Below are 24746 nucleotides of genomic sequence, written 5' to 3' on the forward strand. Positions count from 1 at the left end.
AGATCCCGAGTCTGAGCTCGGGATAAGCGATTCACTCTCTTTTTCTGAAAAAGAAAAAGAGGTTCTCTGCTTACATATTTCTACGATACTGCCCTCCTACTTCAAATAAAGCATTTGTTATTTGCCCTAATGAACAAACTTTACAAGCTTCCATTAAAGCTTCAAAAATATTTTCGTTATTAATGGCTTTATCTTGAAGTTCTTTTAAGAGGGTTTCTGTATCATTTGCTTTATGAAGATTTTCTAAAGTTTTAATTTGAAATTCTTTTTCTTCTTCAGTAGCTCGAATCACTTCCGCAGGTAAAACTGTTGGCGACCCTTTACTACTTAAAAATGTATTAACACCTATAATTGGAAATTCTCCATTATGCTTTAACGTTTCATAATACAAGCTCTCTTCTTGAATTTTAGAACGCTGATACATGGTTTCCATCGCCCCTAAAACACCTCCTCTTTCAGTAATTCTATCAAATTCTAATAAAACAGCGTCTTCCACTAAATCTGTTAATTCTTCAATTATGAATGAACCCTGAATTGGGTTTTCATTTTTGGCCAAACCTAATTCTTTATTAATTATAAGCTGAATTGCCATGGCGCGTCTCACAGATTCCTCAGTAGGCGTAGTTATCGCTTCATCATAAGCATTAGTGTGTAATGAGTTACAGTTATCATAAATAGCATATAACGCTTGAAGCGTGGTACGTATATCATTAAAATCTATTTCTTGGGCATGTAAACTCCTACCCGATGTTTGAATATGATATTTAAGCATTTGTGCTCTTTCATTAGCTCCATATTTATGTTTTAATGCTTTTGCCCAAATTTTACGTGCCACACGACCAATAACTGCATATTCTGGATCAACACCATTTGAGAAAAAGAAAGATAAGTTTGGTCCGAATTTATTGATATCCATACCTCTACTCAAATAATATTCCACGTAGGTGAAACCATTTGACAAGGTCAAGGCTATTTGTGTAATTGGGTTTGCACCAGCTTCTGCAATATGATAGCCAGAAATAGACACTGAATAAAAATTACGTACATTATTTTCTATAAAATATTCTTGGACATCGCCCATTAAACGCAATGCAAATTCCGTAGAAAAAATGCATGTATTTTGTGCTTGGTCTTCTTTTAAAATATCTGCTTGAACTGTTCCTCTAACTTGTGCAATAGTGTTCTTTTTAATTTCTGAATATATAGTTTCAGGCAACACTTGGTCTCCAGTTACTCCCAAAAGCATTAAGCCCAAACCGCTATTCCCTTCTGGTAATTCACCATTATATTTAGGACGCTTTTTATCCTTATAAATCTTGTCTATTTTAGCTTCAACTTCTTTTTCTAAACTATTTTTTTTAATATAGATTTCGCATTGTTGATCGATGGCTGCATTCATAAAATACCCAAGTAACATTGGCGCGGGCCCATTAATGGTCATACTTACAGAGGTCATTACATCTGCTAAATTAAAGCCTGAATACAGTTTTTTGGCATCATCTAAACAACAAATTGAAACTCCGGCATTTCCTATTTTCCCATAAATATCTGGACGATAATCAGGGTCGTTACCATAAAGTGTTACGCTGTCAAAAGCAGTAGATAAACGTTTTGCTGGCAAACCAGCACTAACATAATGAAATCGTTTATTTGTACGTTCTGGTCCGCCTTCGCCTGCAAACATTCTAGCAGGATCTTCACCTGTTCTTTTAAATGGATATAATCCAGCTGTGTAAGGGAATTTACCAGGCACATTTTCTTGTAAGCACCATCTTAAAATATCGCCCCAAGCTTGATATTTTGGAAGCGTAACTTTAGGAATCTGAGTATGTGATAAAGATTCAGTATGGGTTTCTATTTTAATTTCTTTACCCCTAACTTTAAATGAATAAATAGGGTTCTTGTATTTATTTACTTTTTCATTCCAACCTATAATGACTTCCCAATTATGTGCATCTAAGTTTAATTTGACTCTGTCAAATTCTTTTATCAGTAATTCTAAAAATTGTTTTGAACTGTCATCCTGTCCCGAAAGCTTTCGGGATTGTTTCAGGATCTCATCACTATTTAACCCATGTTTATCAAGGAAAGATTGCTTCGTTTCTCTCGCAATGACATTAAGGACCGATTCTAACGTTTTATATATGCCATAAAGCTTTTGAATGACTTCAACTTGTTCATCAGCTTTTTTATCATACGCTCTATTACTTTCGGCTATTTCAGATAAATATCTTGTTCTAGAAGGCGGAATGACAAAAATCTTTTCACTCATTTCATTTGAAATGGTGAATGTTGATTTTAAATCTGCATCAGTTTTTTCAACCAATTTATCCATTACTGCTTTATAAAGCGTGTTCATTCCTGGGTCGTTAAACTGAGACGCTATAGTTCCAAAAACTGGTAAATCATCTTGGTGTACATCCCATAGGTTATTGTTACGCATGTATTGTTTTTTTACATCACGTAAGGCATCCAACGAACCACGTTTATCAAACTTATTTATTGCTACCAAATCTGCAAAATCTAGCATGTCAATTTTTTCTAATTGTGTTGCTGCTCCAAACTCTGGAGTCATCACATAAAGAGATACATCAGAATGTTCTATAATTTCGGTATCACTTTGTCCGATGCCTGAAGTTTCTAAAATAATCAAATCGTATTCAGCAGCTTTCAAAACTTCAACCGCTTCATTTACATGCTTAGATAATGCCAAATTAGATTGACGTGTTGCTAAACTTCGCATGTAAACCCTTGAATTGTTTATAGAATTCATTCTAATTCTATCACCTAATAAAGCACCACCTGTTTTTCTTTTAGATGGGTCAACCGAAATAATTCCAACGGTTTTCTCAGGAAAATCTATTAAAAATCGTCGCACTAATTCGTCAACTAAACTAGATTTACCTGCTCCTCCTGTTCCAGTGATTCCTAAAATAGGAGAAGCCCCTCCTAACCTCCCCGAAGGGGAGGAACTCTCACTCTTGTAAGTGAAAAGTATTTTAAATGCTTCTTGATTATTTTCTGCTAAAGAAATTAACCTTGCTATTGTTCTTACATCTCTATTTTTTAAATTTTTAAAAACTTTTTCTGTACCTAAATCCATCAACCATGATGCATCTTCGTTACATACAATTCCGTTTGTTGCTAGCTCCCCTCCTTTGGAGGGGTTGGGGGAGGCTTTTTCCACTAAATCATTAATCATGCCTTGTAATCCCATTTCACGACCATCATCTGGTGAATAGATTCGTGAGATTCCGTAATCCATCAAATCTTTAATTTCTGAAGGTAATATTACGCCACCTCCTCCTCCAAAAATCTTAATATGCTCTGAACCTCTTTCCTTTAAGAGATCATACATATACTTAAAATATTCATTGTGCCCACCTTGATAAGATGTTAAACAAATAGCATTTACATCTTCTTGAATAGCCGTATTTACAACATCTTCAACACTTCTATCATGGCCCAAATGAATAACTTCTACACCTGTAGCTTGAATAATACGACGCATAATATTTATTGATGCATCATGTCCATCAAAAAGTGCTGCAGCAGTTACAATTCTGACTTTATGTTTTGGCTTATACGGCGCTTGTTGTTTCATTCGTAAAGATTATTGAATTTTAGTATCGCAATTTACGAAATATTCAAAAAAATAAGCGGTTTGCAAAAGATTATATAAAATTTATATCAGAACTCATTCTTGAATCATTTTTAAACTAAATTTAGCGCGGAATAACGACTACTTATGAATAAGATTACGATTTTAATTCACTGCAAAGACAGACCTAACATTATTGCATCGGTTACCAATTTTATTGCAAACAACGGAGGAAATATTGTTTATATAGATCAGCATGTTGATAGAGAACAAGACATATTTTTTATGCGTTTGGAAAGTGAGTTTACATCTGAATCTTTTTCTACTAACAACTTTAAATCTGTATTTAAAATTGATATAGCCGACAAATTTGAAATGAAATGGCGTATTTACTCATCTGAGAAAAAACCCAAAATGGCATTATTCATTTCTAAATACGATCATTGTTTATATGATTTACTTGGGCGTTATAATTCTGGAGAACTTAATTTAGAAATCCCATTTATTATAAGTAATCATACTGATTTAAAAGCTATTGCTGATAATTTTAAAATTCCTTTTTATCATATACCAGTTACTAAAGACACTAAACAAGAAGCAGAAAACCAGCAATTGCAGTTACTGCAAGAATATAACATAGACTTTATAGTTTTAGCTAGATACATGCAAATTATATCAGGAAAACTAATTAATAAATACCCCAACAAAATAATTAATATTCACCATTCCTTTTTACCTGCGTTTGTAGGCGCTAAACCTTACCATTCGGCTTATAAAAGAGGTGTGAAAATTATTGGAGCTACTAGTCATTATGTTACTGAAGAACTTGATGCGGGACCAATAATAGAGCAAGACGTAACTCGTGTAACACATGCTCATGCCATTAGTGATTTAATTGCAAAAGGGCGAGATTTAGAAAAAATTGTTCTAGCAAATGCAGTTAAGCTGCACGCAGACAGAAAAGTATTGGTTTTTAATAATAAGACTGTCATTTTTTCTTAATCCTATTTTTAAATACATTATAGTCCGATAAAAGAATCAAGACCGCTGCGCTGATAGAATATAGAATCAAGACTTGATTTTAACTCATTGATAATCAATTTACAATAGATTTGTCATTTCAGAAAGCTTTTGATTTTTTACTTGTTGTAAAAGTAAGGGGCATATCTCAAAAAAATCTTTTAGCCTATACCCAATCTATCGTTCGGACTATCTTACAAATTTTAATCGACCACTATTGTTTTAAATATAATTTATTCCATAAAAGTTAAGAATTCCTCTTAACAAATGATAATATTTAGTTTTTTTTTGTGACCTATCCGTTTTTTGTGTGTCTCACCTTTATGGAAATATTAACCATTAACTAAATTTTAATTTTTATGAAAACAAATTTATTTTTATGCCTAACTTTTTTATTAGGCTTAGGTTTTGCTCAAGCTCAAAACTTACCCTCAAACCCAGAACCTGGAAAATGCTATGTAAAATGTATTACTAAAGACGAATTCAAAGATGTTCAAGAAACTATTGAAGTATATCCTGCATACACAAGATTAGAAGTAGTTCCAGCAACTTACAAGACTGTTGAAGATCGTGTATTAGTTAAAGAAGCTTCAAAAAAATTCTCTTATGTACCTGCGGTTTATGAAACAGTAGATGTACCTTATATCAAGAAAGATGGAAGAAGTGATTTAAGCATTAGTCCTGCAAGTTTTGGAACAAATTCTAGAACTTTTGAAACTTATCCAGAAACTTCTGGTTGGGAATACAAAGAAACTGCATGTGATTCTCCTAACAAAGAAGATTGTATGGTAGCTTGTTATGTTGGTTACCCTGCTCAATTTACAGATGTAAGTTTTACAACTTTAGCAAAAGATGCAACTGTTAGCAACCTACCTGTTCCAGAAGCAGGAGCAACTTACAAAAAACGTGTTGTTAAAACTCCAGCTAGAATGAATGAAATTGAAATTCCTGCTGAATACACAACTATTAAACGTCAAGTTGTAGCAACTCCAGCTTCTACCAGAAGTGTTACGGTTCCTTCTAAAACACAAACTGTTACAAGAACTGTATTAGCTAAAAAAGGTGGAATTACAACTTGGGAAGAAGTTGATTGTGGATTATTTGATGCTAACGTATTGCCAATATTTTATGAGTTAGGTAGTGCACGTATTACTCCTGCATCTAAGAAAATTATTGATGAAACCTTATTACCATTATTAAACAGTAAGCCTGTAAATATTGAATTAATGTCTCATACAGATGCTAGAGGTAACGATGATTTCAACATGTCTTTATCACAACAACGTGCTAATTCTGTTGTAAACTATTTAGTATCTAAAGGAATCAATAGAAGCCGTTTATCTGGTAGAGGATACGGAGAATCTAGATTAGTAAACCGTTGTTCTAATGGTGTAGAATGTTCAGAAGGACAACACCAAAAGAATAGAAGAACTGAGTTTAGAGTATTAAACAACTAAGACATAATATTGTCAATTCAAAAGGCATCCAAATCGGATGCCTTTTTTTATTTATGCAAACCTGTCTAAATTATAGCAGTAAAAAATTAGTAGCAACTCATCAAAATAAATCACACCAAACTTATTCTCTGTTAAGGCTTTTAACGTCCTCTTTTTGTTATAATATATACAGGGTAATCAACAACTTGCTTCTCAACTACAATACCATAATTATCTTTCATGTTAGATACCATCAAATCAAAATATTTATAATGTATCTCCCAATCATGAATATAACTATCAATGTTTTTTGAAGCAATTATAATTGGCGTCTCTAACACATGTGAAAGCTGATATTTAATTTGATTTAACGTTACATTATCACCCTTTATTTCCGAATCTCCTATTAAGAAATGTTGCGTGCCTTCTCCCCAATCTATTTGATTGGTGTCCCAAAACGTAGGCGCTTTTATTTCAAAAACTAGTACTTCGCCTTTAATGTTTTTATTAGTTTCATTTAACTTTAAAGCTTTTAAAATGAACTTAGCTTTATCATAATAAGCATCTGTATTAAACTTAAATCGAACCTGATACGAATTATTAATTGTGTTAGGTATATTGATCTGGCTTTTATAACTATTCAAAGCATAAGCCAAAATATCTTTCAAATTTCCTTTTAATTCTAAATAGCTATCACGCTTCTGAACCTGTAAAGTATTATTCCAGCTTTCATCTAGCTTAACTATTTCAAAATCTTTTTTAGTCAGCAATTCTTTTTTTGCAGTGACTTTTTGATAAGCTTGAGTCATAATCATCTTATCTAAAGCAATTTTACTCTGATTTTCTCTCAGATACTTTTCAACATGATGAGACTTAAAATTCGCAGAATGCCCTTCCCAAATCTTGGTTCCTTGGGCATTAAATAAAACACTATAAGGTAAACTATACACCTTGTTTTTAGAGAATGTTTCGCCCTCATAATCAATAGCAGTAGCTAAACCATTTTTATGTTTGAGCATAAAACGTTTAACAACTTCTGGACTTTCTTGTGATAAAGAAAGTACATAAAAATTTTCTGGATATTGCTTTTGAAGCGATTCAATATATTTAGAAGCGTGAATACATGGTCCGCACCAAGTTGCCCAAAAATCAACAAAATAAAGTTGATTATTAGTTTGTGTCGCTATGGAAGACTGTTGAATAAATTCTGATACTTTTATTTGTCCGAAAATAAATGTGGAACTTAAAAAACATAATAAATAGAGCGTAGTCTTATTAAATTTCATTTTTAAAAGATACTTTAACTTAATATTATTTCAAGGTTATTAAATACATAACAAACATTATGCTAAAGTAGTATTTTATTAAATATAGTTTTAAACTTACAACGTTTTAAGAACTAAAATTTATATTTGTTCAAATATAAAAACCAAAAATCATGATACGTAAATTTTTAACTGTTTTTTTAATATTCAACCTTGTTTCGTGTGCAGAATTACAACAAGTTGTTAATCAATTACCTCAGGGAGGAGTTCTTGGTAACACAGAAATAGCCTCTGGTTTAAGACAAGCCCTGGACTTTGGCATAGACAAGCAAGTTACCAAACTTACACAAGAAGACGGTTTCTTTAAAAATGAATTAGTTAAGATTTTATTACCCGAAGAACTTCGTAAAGTTGATAAAGCTTTAAGAGATATTGGACTTAGTAATTTGGCTGATGAAGGTTTAAAAGTACTTAATAGAGCTGCCGAAGACGCTGTAAAAGAAGCCACTCCTATTTTTATTGATGCTGTTAAGGGTATTACTTTTGATGATGCAAAAAATATTTTATTAGGTAATAACGACGCTGCAACTCAGTATTTGACTTCTAAAACGCAAACGGCGCTTTATGCTAAATTCAACCCTGTTATAAAAAATTCATTCAGCAAAGTAGGTGCAGATGAAATATGGACTAATTTAATTAATAAATACAATACGATTCCGTTTACAAATGATGTAAACCCAGACTTAACAGATTATGTTACAGGTGAAGCTTTAAAAGGTGTTTACACTATGATTGCCGTTGAAGAAAAAGACATTAGAACAAAAACAGCTTCTAGATCTACGGATTTACTAAGAAAGGTTTTTGCTTTGCAGGATTAAATTTTTAAAAAAAACATAACATATAAATAAACCGAATATTTACTATTCGGTTTATTTATATAATCCATCAAAAGCAACTATAGGTGTAGTATCAGTTCATTTTTTAGTATGAATTTAATCATAACATATTCTAAATGAACTTGTTAAATTATGATTTTTAACAAAAAATAACTTTATAACTTTCTCTCCTTCAATAAAAAAATGTATATTTAAGTACTAGTTATTTGCTTACAAAATGAATCGAATTGAAAAAATAAAAACTCACCAAGACAAACTCAACTCAAAATACAAGAGACTTATAGAGCAAGCTTATAATTTTAGACAAACCGATTCGGCGTTAAGTGATATTTCTGAATACAAAGCCATCAAGCTGCTCAACAAACTAAATAGATTAAAATACCTTCAAAGAGAACAGCATCAATCTGTTGTTTAAATCTATTTAAATAATTATTTTTATCTTCAATTACATCTAAATGTGTTGTTTACACGTACTTTAAGTATAAGAAAGAACGTCATGAATAAACAATTTTGTAGAGTTGGTAAAATTAAACCCAACCTAAGTAAATCAATTAGCTTTAAAGAAATAGAAAAAAGAATAGCAAATTTTGTAGATGATACTACTAAAGTTCATTATTCTGAAGATTTAAACGGAGCGATTCAAAATATGTAAACGCTTTTGTAAGTCTTGAACCAAACCAAGAAAACATTTCTCCATCAACTAATATAATAGTTGCATTGGGGTAAAAGTCTTGTAGCTCCTTTTTATGAAATTCCTTAAAAGGAAAAGGTTCTGAAGATAATAAAACAACTTCTACACTTTTATTTACAGTAGATTTAGAAATTTTAATTTCTGGATAACGTTCTTCATTTGAAAAGCTGTTTTCAAACTTATTTATCTTCAATAAATCATTGATAAACGTATTATTCCCAGCAATCATCCACGGGTTTTTCCAGATAAAATAAACGCTTTTTAAAGTTGGCTTATTTTTAATAAACACTTCAAAACTACTAAGCTCATTTTTAATTATATCTAATATTGCTGAAGCTTCTTTTTTCCGATTAAAGATGCACCCATATTGTTCAATTAATTCTAAACTATCATTGATATTATAAATATCAGACACATGAACATTACAAATGGATTCACAAGCATCAACAATGTCCTTGGAATTTTCTTCCTTATTACAAAGAATAATATCCGGCTGAAGTACTTTTATTTTATCAAGATGAATCTGTTTAGTACCGCCAACAACAGAAACATTGGTTTTAATATGATGGGGATGCACACAGAATTTAGTTACGCCAATTAAATAAGCTTCCAAACCTAAATCACATAATATTTCGGTTTGACTAGGTACTAATGAAATAATGCGTTTTGGAGTTTCTTTTAAGTGAATTGCTCTGTTAAGTTGGTCTCTCATTTTTTTCTCGCAAAAACGCAAAGGCGCAAAGTGATGTGTATTTGTTAATACCAAATAAACTTCAAAATAATCGATAAAATTAGTTTCTATTTCCTTTACATTTCAATATAAAATAGAACCGTAACTAAGGCTATGCTTATATTTTATGTCTTATCTAAAGAAAATATAATTTTTATTTATTACCAATCATTTTAAAATTCATTTGGTATTATTCCAAAATCAAAGCCATTTCTTTTTGAAGCGCTTCAGCTTTTTGTGCAGCAGCTTGAGCAAAATCTTCTTTGTTTGATTCGTAAATTATACCTCTTGAAGAATTAATCAATAATCCAACATTGTCGTTCATTCCATATTTACATACCTCTTGTAAGTTTCCACCTTGAGCGCCAACACCTGGAACTAATAAGAAGCTATCTGGAATAATATTTCTAATATCAGCTAAATATTCTGCTTTTGTAGCACCAACAACATACATTAAATTCTCAGCGTTCTTCCACGTTTTTGAAGTCTCTAATACTTGTTTGTAAAGTTCCTTCCCATCTACCGTTTTTGTTTGAAAATCAAATGCGCCTTGATTAGAAGTCAACGCTAAAAGAATAGTGTGTTTATCTTCAAAAGCTAAAAATGGTTCGATTGAATCTTTTCCCATATATGGTGCAACCGTTACAGAATCGAATGCTAAATCTTCAAAGAATGCTTTAGCGTACATGGTACTTGTGTTTCCAATATCGCCACGTTTTGCATCAGCAATAGTAAAAATTTCTGGATGCTTTTCGTTTAAGTAATTAATTGTTTTTTCTAAAGCTTGCCATCCTTTTATACCGTAAGCTTCATAAAATGCTGTGTTAGGTTTGTATGCTACACATAAATGATGTGTTGCATCAATTATAGCTTTATTGAAAGCGAAAATGGGATCGTCGTGTTTTAAAAGATGTTTTGGAATTTTATTTAAATCAACATCTAATCCTATACATAAAAAGGATTTCTTTTTTTTAATTTGATTAACTAATTGGATTGTTGTCATTCCTCCTTAATCCTCCGAAGGAGGAAACTGTTATGTTTTTACTCTTTTTTTATTATTTTCTTCTCTACATGAACTTGCAATATATCCATAAGAGTGTCTTTCCCTTTGGGAAATAGTCAGATAGGGATTTAAATTTGATCACTACTTGCCTTCAACTTTTCAGTATTATCCGCTAATTGTAACTCATCTATGATTTTTTGAATATCACCATTTACAATATTTGACAAGTCGTAAAGTGTTAATCCAATTCTATGATCTGTAACACGCCCTTGCGAATAATTATACGTTCTAATTTTAGCACTTCGGTCTCCACTGGTTACCATAGTACCACGTAAAGCAGCATCTTCTTCTAACTTCTTAGCTAACTCTAAATCGTATAAACGCGAACGTAATACTTTAAACGCTTTCTCTTTATTTTTATGTTGCGATTTTTGATCTTGACATTGCGCCACTAATCCTGTTGGAATATGTGTTAAACGAACTGCTGAATACGTTGTGTTTACCGATTGACCTCCTGGACCTGATGAACAGAAAAAATCGATTCTTACGTCTTTAGGATTTATTTCCACATCAAACTCTTCAGCCTCTGGAAACACCATTACTGTTGCAGCACTAGTATGTACACGCCCTTGAGTTTCTGTTTGAGGCACACGTTGTACACGATGCACACCTGCTTCAAACTTTAACGTTCCGTAAACATCGTTACCAGTAACTTCAAACTGAATTTCTTTAAAGCCACCATTAGTCCCTTCACTAAAATCGACCGTATCTACTTTCCAGCCTCTTCCTTCACAATATTTAGTATACATTCTAAACAAATCGCCTGCAAAAATACTAGCTTCGTCACCACCTGTTCCAGCTCGTAATTCTACAACTGCATTTTTAGAATCTTCAGGGTCTTTAGGGATTAAAAGTACTTTGATCTCTTCTTCTAATTTGGGAATACTTTCTTTAGCTTCATCATATTGCATTTTGGCCATTTCTACCATTTCTGCATCACTACCGTCAGCAATTATTTCTTCAGCTTCAGCTAAATTATTAGTGAGTTCTAAATATACCTCTCGCTTATCCATAAGAATTCGCAAGTCTTTATACTCTCTATTTAGCTCAACATAACGTTTCTGGTCTGTAATAATATCGGGTTGGATAATTAAATCACTAACCTCATCAAAACGCTGTTTAACTATTTGTAATTTCTCTAACATCTGCCTTTTTTAATTGGGAATCAAAAATACGATAATTTATGAATTTTCAACGATTAGAAACCATCGTAATAATCCGTTTCTAAAAATATTATTACACAAATAGCGTTATTATAAATACTTATGCAACAATTGTTTTCCATATTGGTTTTTTACAGACCCTTTATTATTTGGTCTTTAGTTATAAATATGCTGCTTTCATTTATAAAAATAGAACTCATTACAATACTAGTTGTTAAACTATTACTTATTATTTCGTTATGGCATTTTTTAAATGAAACTCATGCAAAACGAAAACTTGCTTTTTATAAAAACTTGGGGATTTCTACATTAAAGTTATTTTCACTGGTGTTTGTTGTTGATGCTATTTTTTCAATCCCATTCCTTCTCATTTTAAAAGAGTTTGTATAAGAATCAATAAACTAAAAAAAGAAGTCTAACGACCTCCTCTTTACTTAAAATAAATCTGCTGCTAACCACATTTAGAAGACCCGCAATCTTTACAGGTTAAACACCCTTCTTGATAGATTAAATTTTGAGATTCACAATTATCACATGCTTGTCCTTTGGCTTTCGTACCATCAGCCACATAACGTTTTAAGGCTCTAACCACACCATTTTTCCATGTATTAATAGATTCGCTATCTAACTGTAAACTATTAATTAAATCTACTATTTTATCAATTGGCATACCATGGCGTAACGTACTTGAAAATAGCTTTGCGTAATTCCAAAACTCTGGATTAAACTTATGCGATAGGCCTTCAATAGTGGTTTTGTATCCTCTAGTATTCTTGTATTGAAAATCGTAACGAGAGCTACCATCTTCATTTCTGTTTTTTATGATTAATCCGTTATTTACCCAACGCGGTATTAAAATCCCATCTTCATCATCAGCAAGTCCTGTAAATACTTCATATGGCTTATCATCTATCAAACCGATAAACGCAATCCATTTTTCTTTATTATTTTGAAAACGAACTACATCTGCTTCCAAAACTTGTGGGCGCTTTTTAGGAAAAGCTGTTAACTTTCCATTGTCTGTTTCTTCCTTTTTATCGTCATTAGCAATTAGAACACCAGAACGTGAACCATCTCTGTAAACAGTAACACCTTTACAGCCTACTTCCCATGCTTTCATATACAAATCGCCAACCAAACCTTCTTTAACGTCATTCGGCAAATTAATAGTTACACTTATAGAATGATCAACCCATTTTTGAATAGCACCTTGCATACTCACTTTACTAAACCAATCCACGTCGTTTGAAGTGGCGCCATAATAAGGCGATTTTTTAATCAATTTGTCAATCTCTTTTTGTGAAAAGTTTTTTGAGCTATCAATGCCATTTACTTCCATCCATTGTTTAAATCTATGATGAAACACTACATACTCTTCCCAAGAGTCACCAAGTTCATCAACAAAATCCACTCGAACATCATTATCATTCGGATTTATTTTTCTTCTTCGCTTATAAACTGGCATAAATACAGGTTCAATACCAGATGTAGTTTGCGTCATCAAACTGGTAGTTCCAGTTGGAGCGATTGTTAATAAGGCTATATTACGTCTACCATATTCTAGCATTTCATAATATAATTGATTATCCGCTTCTTTTAATCTTAGGATAAATGGATTGTTCTTTTCACGTTCTGCATTGAAAATGGAAAACGCACCACGCTCTTTAGCTAAATGTACTGATGCACGATACGCTTCAATGGCAATTGTTTTATGAACTTCTAATGAAAAAGCATTCCCTGCTTTACTTCCATATTGAATACCTAATGCCGCCAACATATCGCCTTCTGCAGTTATCCCAACACCTGTTCTTCTTCCTTCTTGAGCTTTTTGCTGTATGTTAAACCATAAATTACGCTCGGTTGTTTTTACTTCATCTAGTTCTGGATCATCGTCAATTTTCTTTAATATTTTATCTATTTTTTCAAGTTCTAAATCGATAATATCATCCATAATACGTTGCGCAGCAGCTACATGCGTTTTGAATAAATCGAAATTAAATTTAGCTTGGGGCGTAAACGGATTTTCTACATAAGAAAATAAATTGATAGCTAGTAATCTACAAGAATCATAAGGGCATAATGGAATTTCACCACATGGGTTTGTAGAGACGGTTTTATACCCTAAATCTGCATAACAATCTGGCACCGATTCATTTATAATAGTATCCCAAAATAAAATTCCTGGTTCTGCTGATTTCCATGCGTTATGAACTATTTTTTTCCATAGCGCATTGGCATCAATAGATTTAGACACTTTAGGGTCTTCACTAAATATTGGATATTTTTGAGTGTATTCTGTTCCATTTTTAACAGCCTTCATAAAATTATCATCAATCCTAACCGACACATTGGCTCCTGTTACTTTGCCCTGCTCTAATTTCGCATTAATAAAATCTTCTGAATCTGGATGATTAATAGATACCGAAAGCATAAGTGCTCCACGCCTTCCATCTTGAGCAACCTCTCTTGTTGAATTAGAATAACGCTCCATAAAAGGCACAAGTCCTGTAGATGTTAAAGCTGAATTTTTTACCGCAGAACCCTTTGGACGCACATGTGACAAATCGTGTCCTACGCCGCCTCGACGTTTCATAAGTTGTACTTGCTCTTGGTCTATTTTCATAATACCCCCATAAGAATCAGATTCTCCAGAGTTACCAATCACAAAACAATTTGATAATGAACCTATTTGAAACGGATTTCCAATTCCTGCCATTGGGCTTCCTTGTGGAACAATGTATTTGAAGTCTTTAATTAAGTCAAAAATGGCATTTTCTGTTAATGGATTAGAGTATTTGGTTTCTATCCTAGCTATTTCTTTAGCTATACGCCTATGCATATCGTTAGGCGTTAACTCATAAATATTTCCTTCAGAATCTTTTAGGGCATATTTGTTTAACCATACGCGAGCGGCTAAATCATCGTTCTTGAAGTATTTTAAAGAGGCATTAAAAGCATCTTCTGAAGTGTAAGTTTTGGAGGATTTTTGGGCAAGTTCTGTGTTCATTAGTAAATAGGAGTTTTAAGTTTAATGGAATATTTAACAGTACGTAAATAAACTATAAATGTACAACTTAAAACATGACAAAAATCATAAAGTTTACCAACAAAACAAGTTATAATGCTGATTATCAGAAGTTTAATGATTTATTAACATAAAAAAGTTAACAAATTTTTAAATAAATATTGATTTGTATTTTTAGAAATCTACTGCAAAGCCAACACCTAAAAACTGCTTCCACTGTACTTTTGCTCCTGCTACATCAAACTCACCTTCAATATCTGATGGCGTTTGGGTTTTAACGTCGTCGTCATATCGCAAGTGCGAACCCAGAGTCGCTCTAACAAAGCTATTAACTTTAAAATCAAAGTCTATTCTCCAATCCAAATCTAGATTTCCGAAGTTATTAATATAATCTGAATAGAGACTGACTTGGTTTTTTACAATAATATTTTCTGCTAATTCCATTTCGTAGCTATTGGTAACCAAAACACCAAATTCTGTTCTTATTTGTTCTCCTGGAATAATGATGTTTCCATTAGTATCTAACACCGCAGGAGTAACTCCAAAAGACCCAACATTAGCTAAATCTTCATCTAAAACAAAAGTGGCTTTTAGGGTTAATGGCGAAAAGTAAAAAGACAATTCATCTATATTTTTCCCATATTCCATACCGCCACCAAAAAACAAATACCCTGGCGCTAGCAATCTAGAAATAGGGACCTCTTTATTTGGATAGTTATACCCATTTGTTAATTGCGTTCTAAAGTTAAGTCTTGCAGAATAAAACCAATTTGATAAACTATCTGGTTTGTAACCCATATTAGAATTTACCTCAAATAAATCATCAGTTTTTCTAAGTTCTCTGGCCTCTTGCTTATTCACGCCATAACGAACTTCTACATTATTTTTCCAAACAAAAAACTTGTCTTTATAATCAAGCTTAGATTTTAATCCTAATAAGCCAGAAATAGAATTACTTCCTCCAGAATTCCAATTAACAAAAGCCACTTCACTTAAATCAAATGATGCTTTATTTTTTTGAGTCCATTGCGGACCTGTATATATTGGTTTCTTTTCTTTTATGTACAGCGAATCGGGTTGCGCGTAACTAAAATTAAAGAATAAACAAACTAAGAATAATAAAATGTACTTCATGGTTGCGTTAGGTTGTTTTTTAAGTTTTATCTATTATCAAAAACTATTCCATTTTGGATGAAAAAAATATAAATGAAGTGTTTTATTTTGGTTTTTTAGCGAAAATTATTTTTATCGTTGTTTAAAAAACTTCATTTTAGATTCCCGATGTCTCGGGAATGACAATTTCAAACGAAACCTCAATGCAGAGCCTTGAGAAATTATTTTTTTAATCAATAACTAAACTCTCCAAACTCCGATTTTATTGTGAGCTTTTTTGTTTTTGAAGGGTCTACTCTACCAATAATCTTAGCATCAACATTATAAGATTTTGAGATTTCAATAATATTTTTAGCTATTTCTGGAGACACATAAAGCTCCATTCTATGCCCACAGTTAAATACTTGATACATTTCTTTCCAATCTGTTTTGGATTGCTCTTGTATTAATTTGAATAGTGGAGGAATGGGGAACATATTATCTTTTACAATATGAAACTCATCAACAAAATGAAGGATTTTTGTTTGCGCTCCACCAGAACAATGCACCATACCATGTATAGTGTCGCTATTATATTTTGATAGAATGGTTTTTATAATTGGCGCATACGTACGTGTTGGAGACAACACCAATTTACCAGCATCAATAGGTGAATTTTCAACGCTATCTGTTAATTTAACACTTCCTGAATACACTAATTCTTCTGGGACTGAAGCATCAAAACTTTCAGGGTATTTTTTAGCTAAATATTTACTGAATACATCATGGCGTGCTGAGGTTAATCCGTTACTTCCCATGCCGCCGTTATATTGCTTTTCGTAAGTGGCTTGTCCGAAACTTTCTAAACCTACAATAACATCGCCAGCCTTAATATTAGCATTATCTATAACTTCACTGCGTTTCATTCTCGCGGTTACTGTAGAATCAACAATTATGGTTCTCACCAAATCACCAACATCAGCAGTTTCTCCACCTGTAGAATGAATGGTCACTCCAAACGATTTTAAATCTTCTAGTAATTCTTCTGTGCCATTAATGATTGCTGAAAGCACCTCTCCAGTAATTAAGTTTTTATTTCTTCCTATAGTTGAAGAGAGCATGATATTATCTGTAGCACCAACACATAATAAATCGTCAATATTCATGATTAATGCATCTTGAGCAATGCCTTTCCAAACTGAAATATCTCCATTTTCTTTCCAATACATATAGGCTAAAGACGACTTTGTGCCTGCACCATCTGCATGCATTATCAAGCAATAATCGTCGTCATTTGTTAAATAATCCGGAACTATTTTACAGAATGCTTTAGGAAATAAACCTTTATCTATATTCTTAATCGCATTGTGTACATCTTCTTTTGATGCTGAAACGCCGCGTTGCGCATATCGTTTTGAAACTTCTTGACTCATAATATTATAATCTGATGCAAAGAAAAGGAATATTTTAAAAATTAAGAGTTTTTAATTTAAATATGAAAGGTGATTTATTAACGGGTTTTCACCAAAATAGAATTAACCAGTTTTTCTAGATTTACTTTCAATTTCTAGAGAATTTATGTGTAGCCAATGTACTAAAATTAAGTTCTAATGATAATTGATTTGACCTGTAGTAAACTATGGATAGCTGAGTTACTTTTCTTGATTTTGTCGGAAAAAATGATAACTTCGTTTAACTCTTGACAAAAAACACCTGTGCTATACTTGTTTCAGTATTAAAACGCTTTTTTATCTGAGAATCATTGGCAATAATTTAAAAATAAAAAAAATGAAAGGAACATTTATTTACATATTTATCTTTTTTACTATTAATATTTTTTCTCAAAATATCGACTTAAATATTGGCGAAACAAAGTCAAAAAACTACTTCGAGGAATTTGATTTTGAACTTATAAGAGACAAAATAATTGTTCCTGTTGAGATACGAGGAGTAACTTATAAATTCATACTTGATACTGGAGCCCCAAATATCATTTCAAAAGAGATTAGTGATATGATAAACCCTCGACTTTTAAAAACAATACCTATAACAGATGCAAGTGGAATAAAAGAAAATTTAAATGTTGTTTCTATAGAAGAGTTAAAATTTGGAAATATAATGTTTAAAAATACAGCCTCATTAGTATATGACACAACTTCCAATCCTCTTTTTCAATGCTTTGGAATAGATGGCTTTATTGGGAGTAATATGTTAAGAAATTCAATCATACAAATCGATGTAGAACGAAAAAAAATAACATTAACCGACAACAGAAAAAAGCTCACTCTAGATAAGAAAGATTCAAGTAAAATTAAACTTATTGGCTCTCAAAGCAGTCCATACCTATGGATTAACCTTAAAGGTAAAGATAAAGGAAGAGAACAAGTTTTAATTGACACAGGAATGGGCGGACTTTATGATATTTCTCATAGAAATTATGACGTATTTAAAAAAGAAAAAATATTTAATGAAATTGGGGAAAGTGAAGGTGCTTCTTCTGTTAGTTTATTTGGTGATGTCCCTGTAAAAAAACATTTAAGACTCCATTTACCATTACTTAAAATTAATGGATTTGAAATTGAAAATTATATAACAAATACTACTAATAGTAAGAATTCCAGAATTGGTGCTGACTTATTAAAATATGGTGTTATGACCATTGACTATGTTAATAAACGATTTTACTTAAACCCTAAATCTAAAAAAATAAATATAGAAAAACCTGAATTCAACTTTAGCAAAACACTTAAAGACGGAAAATTAATTATTGGGTTTGTATGGGAAAACGAATTGCAAAAAAAGATAAGTTATGGAGATGAAATTTTAGAAATTAATGGTAAGACGATAAAAATTTGTGATTTAATAACCAAAGAATCAGTTTCAGAAAAAGAAGCCTCTTTAAAATTAAAAATTAAACCAAAAAAGGGAAAAATATTTGAAATTATAGTTGAAAAAAAATCTACCTCAATGTATAAAAAATTGATGCATTAGTGCTGGCAGGCGGGCCCGCTACCGCTAAGTTTTACTTAGTGTGAACAAGAGTCTCGTCCTAAAAACAAAACAACCATCAACATAAACCAAACCCTAGCAAACAAGTGCGTTAGGGATTGAAGTGGAAAGCCCACAGCCCGACGTAGGAGGTGCGAGGACTTGTAACGAAAAGCGCGACCCTTGTGGTAACGCCCAAACAAAAATACTATCGTGTAAACAACATTTCCCTGTACTTGGTTAATGGCCAGATTTCATCATCGACTAGCAGCTCTAGTTTATCGCAATGGTAACGAATATCATCAAACAATGGTTTTACATGGTTACAATAAGCGTGTGCTTTCTTTTCTATATCTTTAATATCGTTTGCCGTTTTTCGGGTATCAATCATTTTGGTGACATTGGCATTTATACCTTCTATATGGCTTGATATATCTTCGATGAGATTGATTTGCTCTCTTGACACGTTGTTATATTTTTTTTCAAAAATTTCTTTTAAACCTCTAACGTTCTCAACCAGAATATTTTGATATTTAACTGCTGTGGGTACAATGTGATTGCGGGCAATATCACCTAACACACGACTTTCTATTTGAATGTGCATGATGTAAGCCTCTACCTCAATTTCGTAACGGGCTTCGGTTTCAATTTTACTCATGACGCCCATTTCTTCAAACAGCTTAATAGTTTCTTTAGAAATTCTTGCTTTTAATGCTTCAGGCGTGGTTTTATTATTGCTTAATCCTCGTTTTTTAGCTTCCTTTTCCCATGCCTCGCCATAACCATTGCCTTCAAATAAAATAGCTCTTGATGCTTTAATATATTCTCTTAATACATTAAAAACAGCTTCGTCTTTCTTTAAATCCTTTTTAGCAATTAATATATCAACTTCTTTTTTGAAATCTTGAAGTTGTTTAGCCACTATGGTATTTAAAACCGTCATAGGGTTTCCGCAATTGGCGGTTGAGCCTACAGCTCTAAACTCAAATTTATTACCAGTAAATGCAAAAGGTGATGTTCTATTTCTATCCGTATTATCCAATAAAACATCTGGTATTTTACCAACGACATTAAGCTTTAATTCCGTTTTTTCTTGAGGCGATAATTTCCCTTTTGTTACACCTTCTAACTCTTCTAACACTTTAGTTAACTGCTCGCCAATAAACACCGATATAATTGCTGGAGGCGCCTCATTAGCTCCTAACCTATGATCATTACTTGCTGAGGCTATTGCTGCTCTTAAAAGGGCTTCATGTGTATGAACTGCTTTAATAGTATTTATGAAAAAGGTTAAAAATTGAAGGTTGCTCATTGGTGTTTTTCCAGGTGCTAATAAATTTACTCCTGTATCTGTTGAAAGCGACCAATTATTATGCTTACCAGAGCCATTAACACCTGCAAAAGGTTTTTCATGAAACAACACTTTAAAATTATGGCGCGATGCTACGCGACCCATAATATCCATTAAAAGTGCGTTATGGTCTACAGCTAAATTTGCTTCTTCATAAATAGGAGCTAACTCAAACTGGTTTGGTGCAACTTCATTATGTCTGGTTTTTACGGGAATGCCTAAAAGCATACATTCGGTTTCTAACTCACGCATAAAATTTAATGCTCTGGTGGGAATAGAACCAAAATAATGGTCATCTAACTGTTGACCCTTTGCTGAAGAATGCCCCAATAGTGTGCGTCCTGTTAGAGTAATATCTGGACGACTAGCTGCCATCATTTTATCAATTAAAAAATACTCCTGCTCCCAGCCTAAAGAAGAGGTTACTTTTTTAACATTTTTATCGAAATATTTACAGATTGCAGTAGCTGCATCGTCAACCGCATGAAGCGCTCTTAATAGTGGCGTTTTATAATCTAAAGCCTCACCAGTGTACGCCACAAATATGGTTGGAATACAAAGCGTGGTACCATAAATAAATGCTGGCGATGTTGGATCCCAAGCGGTATAACCACGAGCTTCAAAGGTGTTTCTAATACCTCCATGTGGAAAACTAGAAGCATCAGGCTCTTGCTGTACCAATTGGTCGCCACCAAATTTTTCAACAGCCATTCCTCCTCCTATAGTTTCAAAAAAAGCATCGTGTTTTTCGGCAGTAGAACCTGTTAATGGTTGAAACCAATGTGTATAATGTGTAACACCTTTTGATAAGGCCCAATCCTTCATTGACGAAGCTACTTGATCGGCTATGTTTCTATCTATCTTTTTCCCAAATTGAATAGCATTCATCACACCTACAAAAGCATCTTTTGTTAAATAATGGCGCATTGTGTTTTCATTGAACACATTTTTACCAAATAAATCAGAACGACGCTCTTTTTCTTCAACCAAAACTGGTTTATATTTAAGCGATTCTTTTATAGCATGAAATCTTAGTGTTGACATTCTTTTAATATTAAAACGTTTGATTTTAAATTGTTAAGCAAAAATAAGCAGGTTGGACAATAAAACCTTAAATCTGAAAAAAATTTTTAAGATTATTTCAGTTTTTCCATAAAATAATAGTCATTTTTTAAAATAAACCTTAAAAAAATAGGGTATAAATAAAAATTACTCATCGTTTAGTTAAAACACCCCCTATAAATTTAAAGTAAAAGTATAAAAATATATATTTGTGATATTATTATCAATATTTCAATTATAAAATATTCATTATGGCAAAAATTAAATTAGAATACCTTTGGTTAGATGGGTACCTCCCAACTCAAAATTTGAGAAGTAAAACTAAGATTGAAGAGCATGAAAACTTTCAAGGAACAATAGAAGAATTAGGATTGTGGTCTTTTGATGGATCATCTACAAAACAAGCTTCAGGTGGCTCATCTGACTGTATTTTAAAACCAGTTGCTATCTATCCAGACCCTAACAGAATCAACGGTTATTTAGTTATGAATGAAGTAATGAACGCTGATGGAACTCCACATGCGTCTAACGCACGTGCAACTATTGAAGATGATGATAACGATTTCTGGTTCGGATTTGAGCAAGAATACTTTATTATGAATACGGATACTGAATTACCATTAGGATTCCCAAGAGGTGGCTACCCAGCGCCTCAAGGTATGTACTATTGTTCAGTTGGAGGAAGACATACACATGGGCGTGATTTAGTTGAAGAGCATGCTGATTTATGTATCGAAGCTGGATTAAACTTTGAAGGCATTAACCAAGAGGTTGCATCTGGACAATGGGAATACCAATTATTCGCAAAAGGCGCTAAGAAAGCAGGAGATGAAATTTGGGTTTCTAGATATTTATTAGATCGTTTAACCGAAGGTCGTGGCATGTACATCGAGTACCACCCAAAACCATTAGGAGATACAGACTGGAATGGATCAGGAATGCACGCAAACTTTTCTAACACAATCTTAAGAACTTGTGGTTCTAAAGATAAATATATTGAAATATGTGAAGCTTTCCGTCCAGTAATAAAGGAACACATCGCAGTTTATGGAGCTTTCAATGAGCAACGTTTAACTGGTTTACATGAGACTGCTTCAATCAACGATTTCTCTTGGGGAGTTTCAGATAGAGGAGCTTCAATTCGTATTCCAATTATTGTTGTAGAAAATGGTTATAAAGGATGGTTAGAAGATCGTCGTCCATCTTCAAACTCTGACCCATATAAAGTTGCTGCAAGAATTATTAAAACGGTAAAACCAATTAAATAATCTTACCGCATTTTATTATACTAAAAACGCTAACATTAATTTGTTGGCGTTTTTTTATGCGTTAAAGTTTTGGGCGTTACCACAAGGGTCGGGCTTGTAGTTTATCCTGAGCGGAGCCGACGAAGGGTTGCAAGTCCTCGCTCGTCCCGATAACTATCGGGACTCACTGTGGGCTTTTATTCGTGAGTTCTTATTTTAAATTATTGGACTCATGAATATAAATATTTCACTGCAATCCTTAACGCACTTGTTTGCTTGTTTATGTTTTACAAACCGAAAACCATTTTATTTTTGGAGAGGTTCGTTTAACGGTTTGTGAATGATTTGTGAATGATTTGTGCGATTGAGAATCCTTAAGATTTTCCATCGTTGTAAATCAGTTGTTTAAATATAAGAGTTTTAACTGAAATAGAAGGATAGCATGAGTTATACACGTTATTGGCAATAGTATTTTATTTATCAAGACTCAGTATGTCCTTAATTTATGTTGAATTCCTCTATTAATGAATTACCAATTACAACAATATCTTCTATCTTTTTTGAAGTTTCGCATGGTACTAAGTATAGCATAAGTGTTGGCAGTTTGATAAACTTCTCACTTTTGAATGCTTGTTAATAAATTCTGTCTAAAAACGATTTTAATTGTTCTGTGTCCTTAAATCCGCAAGCGACTAATTTGGTTTTTAAAATTTGATTTTCTAGTACAATTTTAGCAATTTTGTCTTGAATTCACCTTGTATTTTTTCTGTTTTAGTTTTCTCATTCCTAAATTTTCATTTTCGAGAATACTTTTTTGGGTGTTTTGGTTGATTAGGGTGTGAATTATTGATTTTCTGTGATTTTGAGTGAGAATCGAGCACACTCCACCTGTATAACTAAATTTTGTAGGCTTTTTCAGCTTTCTAAACGAGTAATTCGTAAGGTTTGTCTGTAAATAGTTTGAGTATTTTTTGCCTCCCCCTTCTGATCCATTTGAATGGGACGGTCATAAATCGGAATATGAATTTTTTAAGTCTAAAATTAGATTTTACAAATGGCACTAGTTTCGATATCTTTTCTAAAATAATCAAATAGAAATTTCTGCACATCGCCGTTAGAATCATATAAACCGTATTTTCCTGTAAAAACGAAAAAGGAAGATTTTTCCATCCGAAGTCATTGTTCATTTCATCAAAAATCTTCTCGGTAGCACCTCTTTGATTATAATATTCTATAACATCCTTATCCGTAGAAGTTCTGTCATTGGTTGCTATGGCTCTATAAGTAAAGTCATCACCAAAAAAAACATCCATTTGCCCTGTGTTGTTTTTTTGTCTGCTCACTACATATCTATAGGTTTTGTCTCCTCCAAAAGGTGTGTAATCAATACTACAAACTTCAACATCAAAGAATCCAATACGCACTGTTTTCCAAGATTTTACTTGTTTTACTTGATTGGATAATTCTCCACAACGTTGTGCTCTGATGTAAAATCTTTTACAATTTTCTGCAACTGTTTCTATGATTTCTTTTGTAAATGAGCCACAATCCATTCGGCTTCTGTCAATTTTTATTTTCTTGCTTGCTAGCAATTTATAAGCTTCGGTTAGCGTGTCTGCTTGTTTAAACTTTACATTACTATTACCATTTCTGTTTTCTATAAAAACGATTTCTTTACCAATGCTAGCAACACCGGGGAAATAGCCTCGTTTCATTTTATAGCTCTTTTTGGAATCGTATTTTTCACATGGAATAAATTGGTGATCAAAATCAAGATCATAAAACTGATTTGCTTTTAAGGTTTTAGCTTGAAGCAACATATCTATATTCAGTTCATTGAGCTTAGCATTTTTACTAATATCATTGACCGAACCCGATTTTCCGATATGGATTTCCTTGTCATCTACTAAGTGTTTTTGCAAACGCAAAAGCGTATCTGGCGAGCATACATTAAGGTTTTCAATGTTTACGAGTTCGCTCTTTAAATTTAGGCTAAGATCCTCAGCACAATCACCGCCAGAAAAAGTAATAGACCAAAGGTTTTTTATAGCGTCACTATAGCTAAATAAAGCTAGTGGCGAGCGTTCACCAAGTTGTTTGGTGATTAATTCAGGAA

The 24746-nt window shown here is 32.6% G+C and carries 17 protein-coding genes; 7 read left to right on the top strand and 10 right to left on the bottom strand.

The window, feature by feature from the left end; all coding sequences use genetic code 11:
* Positions 1-70: 70 nt before the first annotated feature.
* Positions 71-3604, bottom strand: a complete 3534-nt coding sequence (locus AAC024_RS12490; protein WP_339895816.1) for a methylmalonyl-CoA mutase family protein — start codon at positions 3602-3604, stop codon at positions 71-73.
* A 144-nt stretch (positions 3605-3748) separates the two neighbouring features.
* Here AAC024_RS12490 and purU point away from each other — a divergent pair, with 144 nt between their 5' ends.
* Together purU and AAC024_RS12500 are read left to right on the top strand one after the other, a co-directional pair.
* On the top strand, positions 3749-4603 hold the full coding sequence (gene purU, locus AAC024_RS12495; RefSeq protein WP_339895817.1) for a formyltetrahydrofolate deformylase: 855 nt from the start codon (positions 3749-3751) through the stop codon (positions 4601-4603).
* A gap of 377 nt (positions 4604-4980) precedes the next feature.
* Complete coding sequence (locus tag AAC024_RS12500; RefSeq protein WP_339895818.1) at positions 4981-6078, top strand: OmpA family protein; 1098 nt, start codon at positions 4981-4983, stop codon at positions 6076-6078.
* A gap of 140 nt (positions 6079-6218) precedes the next feature.
* Here the strand turns inward: AAC024_RS12500 and AAC024_RS12505 are convergent, their stop codons facing one another.
* Complete coding sequence (locus AAC024_RS12505; protein WP_339895819.1) at positions 6219-7343, bottom strand: TlpA disulfide reductase family protein; 1125 nt, start codon at positions 7341-7343, stop codon at positions 6219-6221.
* A gap of 152 nt (positions 7344-7495) precedes the next feature.
* Between AAC024_RS12505 and AAC024_RS12510 the strand changes: the two genes are divergently transcribed.
* Both AAC024_RS12510 and AAC024_RS12515 read left to right on the top strand, forming a co-directional pair.
* Complete coding sequence (locus AAC024_RS12510; protein WP_339895820.1) at positions 7496-8200, top strand: DUF4197 domain-containing protein; 705 nt, start codon at positions 7496-7498, stop codon at positions 8198-8200.
* 235 nt (positions 8201-8435) lie between these two features.
* Positions 8436-8633: a Lacal_2735 family protein gene (locus AAC024_RS12515; protein ID WP_339895821.1), complete on the top strand. Its 198-nt coding sequence runs from the start codon at positions 8436-8438 to the stop codon at positions 8631-8633.
* 187 nt (positions 8634-8820) lie between these two features.
* On the opposite strand, the gene AAC024_RS12520 is transcribed toward AAC024_RS12515, so the two are convergent.
* The 3 genes from AAC024_RS12520 to prfA all read right to left on the bottom strand — a co-directional run bounded on the left by AAC024_RS12520 (position 8821) and on the right by prfA (position 11847).
* The gene (locus tag AAC024_RS12520) at positions 8821-9621 is read right to left on the bottom strand and encodes a helical backbone metal receptor (protein ID WP_339895822.1); all 801 of its coding nucleotides are present in this window, start codon (positions 9619-9621) and stop codon (positions 8821-8823) included.
* Positions 9622-9829: 208 nt separating this feature from the next.
* Positions 9830-10642, bottom strand: coding sequence for an orotidine-5'-phosphate decarboxylase (gene pyrF, locus AAC024_RS12525; protein ID WP_339895823.1), 813 nt, complete (start codon positions 10640-10642; stop codon positions 9830-9832).
* Positions 10643-10770: 128 nt separating this feature from the next.
* A complete protein-coding gene (gene prfA / locus AAC024_RS12530) occupies positions 10771-11847 on the bottom strand; it encodes a peptide chain release factor 1 (RefSeq protein WP_339895824.1) in 1077 nt (358 codons plus the stop codon).
* Between the two features lie 120 nt (positions 11848-11967).
* Between prfA and AAC024_RS12535 the strand changes: the two genes are divergently transcribed.
* Complete coding sequence (locus AAC024_RS12535; RefSeq protein WP_339895825.1) at positions 11968-12255, top strand: hypothetical protein; 288 nt, start codon at positions 11968-11970, stop codon at positions 12253-12255.
* A gap of 61 nt (positions 12256-12316) precedes the next feature.
* On the opposite strand, the gene AAC024_RS12540 is transcribed toward AAC024_RS12535, so the two are convergent.
* The 3 genes from AAC024_RS12540 to AAC024_RS12550 form a co-directional block, all read right to left on the bottom strand.
* Complete coding sequence (locus AAC024_RS12540) at positions 12317-14872, bottom strand: adenosylcobalamin-dependent ribonucleoside-diphosphate reductase (RefSeq protein WP_339895826.1); 2556 nt, start codon at positions 14870-14872, stop codon at positions 12317-12319.
* Between the two features lie 192 nt (positions 14873-15064).
* On the bottom strand, positions 15065-16024 hold the full coding sequence (locus tag AAC024_RS12545) for a DUF3078 domain-containing protein (RefSeq protein WP_339895827.1): 960 nt from the start codon (positions 16022-16024) through the stop codon (positions 15065-15067).
* A gap of 212 nt (positions 16025-16236) precedes the next feature.
* Positions 16237-17415, bottom strand: coding sequence for an AIR synthase related protein (locus AAC024_RS12550; RefSeq protein ID WP_339895828.1), 1179 nt, complete (start codon positions 17413-17415; stop codon positions 16237-16239).
* A gap of 355 nt (positions 17416-17770) precedes the next feature.
* Between AAC024_RS12550 and AAC024_RS12555 the strand changes: the two genes are divergently transcribed.
* The gene (locus AAC024_RS12555) at positions 17771-18973 is read left to right on the top strand and encodes a retropepsin-like aspartic protease (protein WP_339895829.1); all 1203 of its coding nucleotides are present in this window, start codon (positions 17771-17773) and stop codon (positions 18971-18973) included.
* Positions 18974-19178: 205 nt separating this feature from the next.
* On the opposite strand, the gene AAC024_RS12560 is transcribed toward AAC024_RS12555, so the two are convergent.
* Positions 19179-21365, bottom strand: coding sequence for a glutamine synthetase III (locus AAC024_RS12560; protein WP_339895830.1), 2187 nt, complete (start codon positions 21363-21365; stop codon positions 19179-19181).
* A 269-nt stretch (positions 21366-21634) separates the two neighbouring features.
* Here AAC024_RS12560 and AAC024_RS12565 point away from each other — a divergent pair, with 269 nt between their 5' ends.
* A complete protein-coding gene (locus AAC024_RS12565) occupies positions 21635-22651 on the top strand; it encodes a glutamine synthetase beta-grasp domain-containing protein (RefSeq protein ID WP_339895831.1) in 1017 nt (338 codons plus the stop codon).
* Positions 22652-23553: 902 nt separating this feature from the next.
* Here the strand turns inward: AAC024_RS12565 and AAC024_RS12570 are convergent.
* On the bottom strand, positions 23554-24746 hold a 1193-nt coding region (locus tag AAC024_RS12570), incomplete at its 5' end, for an IS1380 family transposase (protein WP_339895832.1).

Source organism: uncultured Algibacter sp. (assembly GCF_963976535.1).
Lineage (GTDB): Bacteria > Bacteroidota > Bacteroidia > Flavobacteriales > Flavobacteriaceae > Algibacter_B.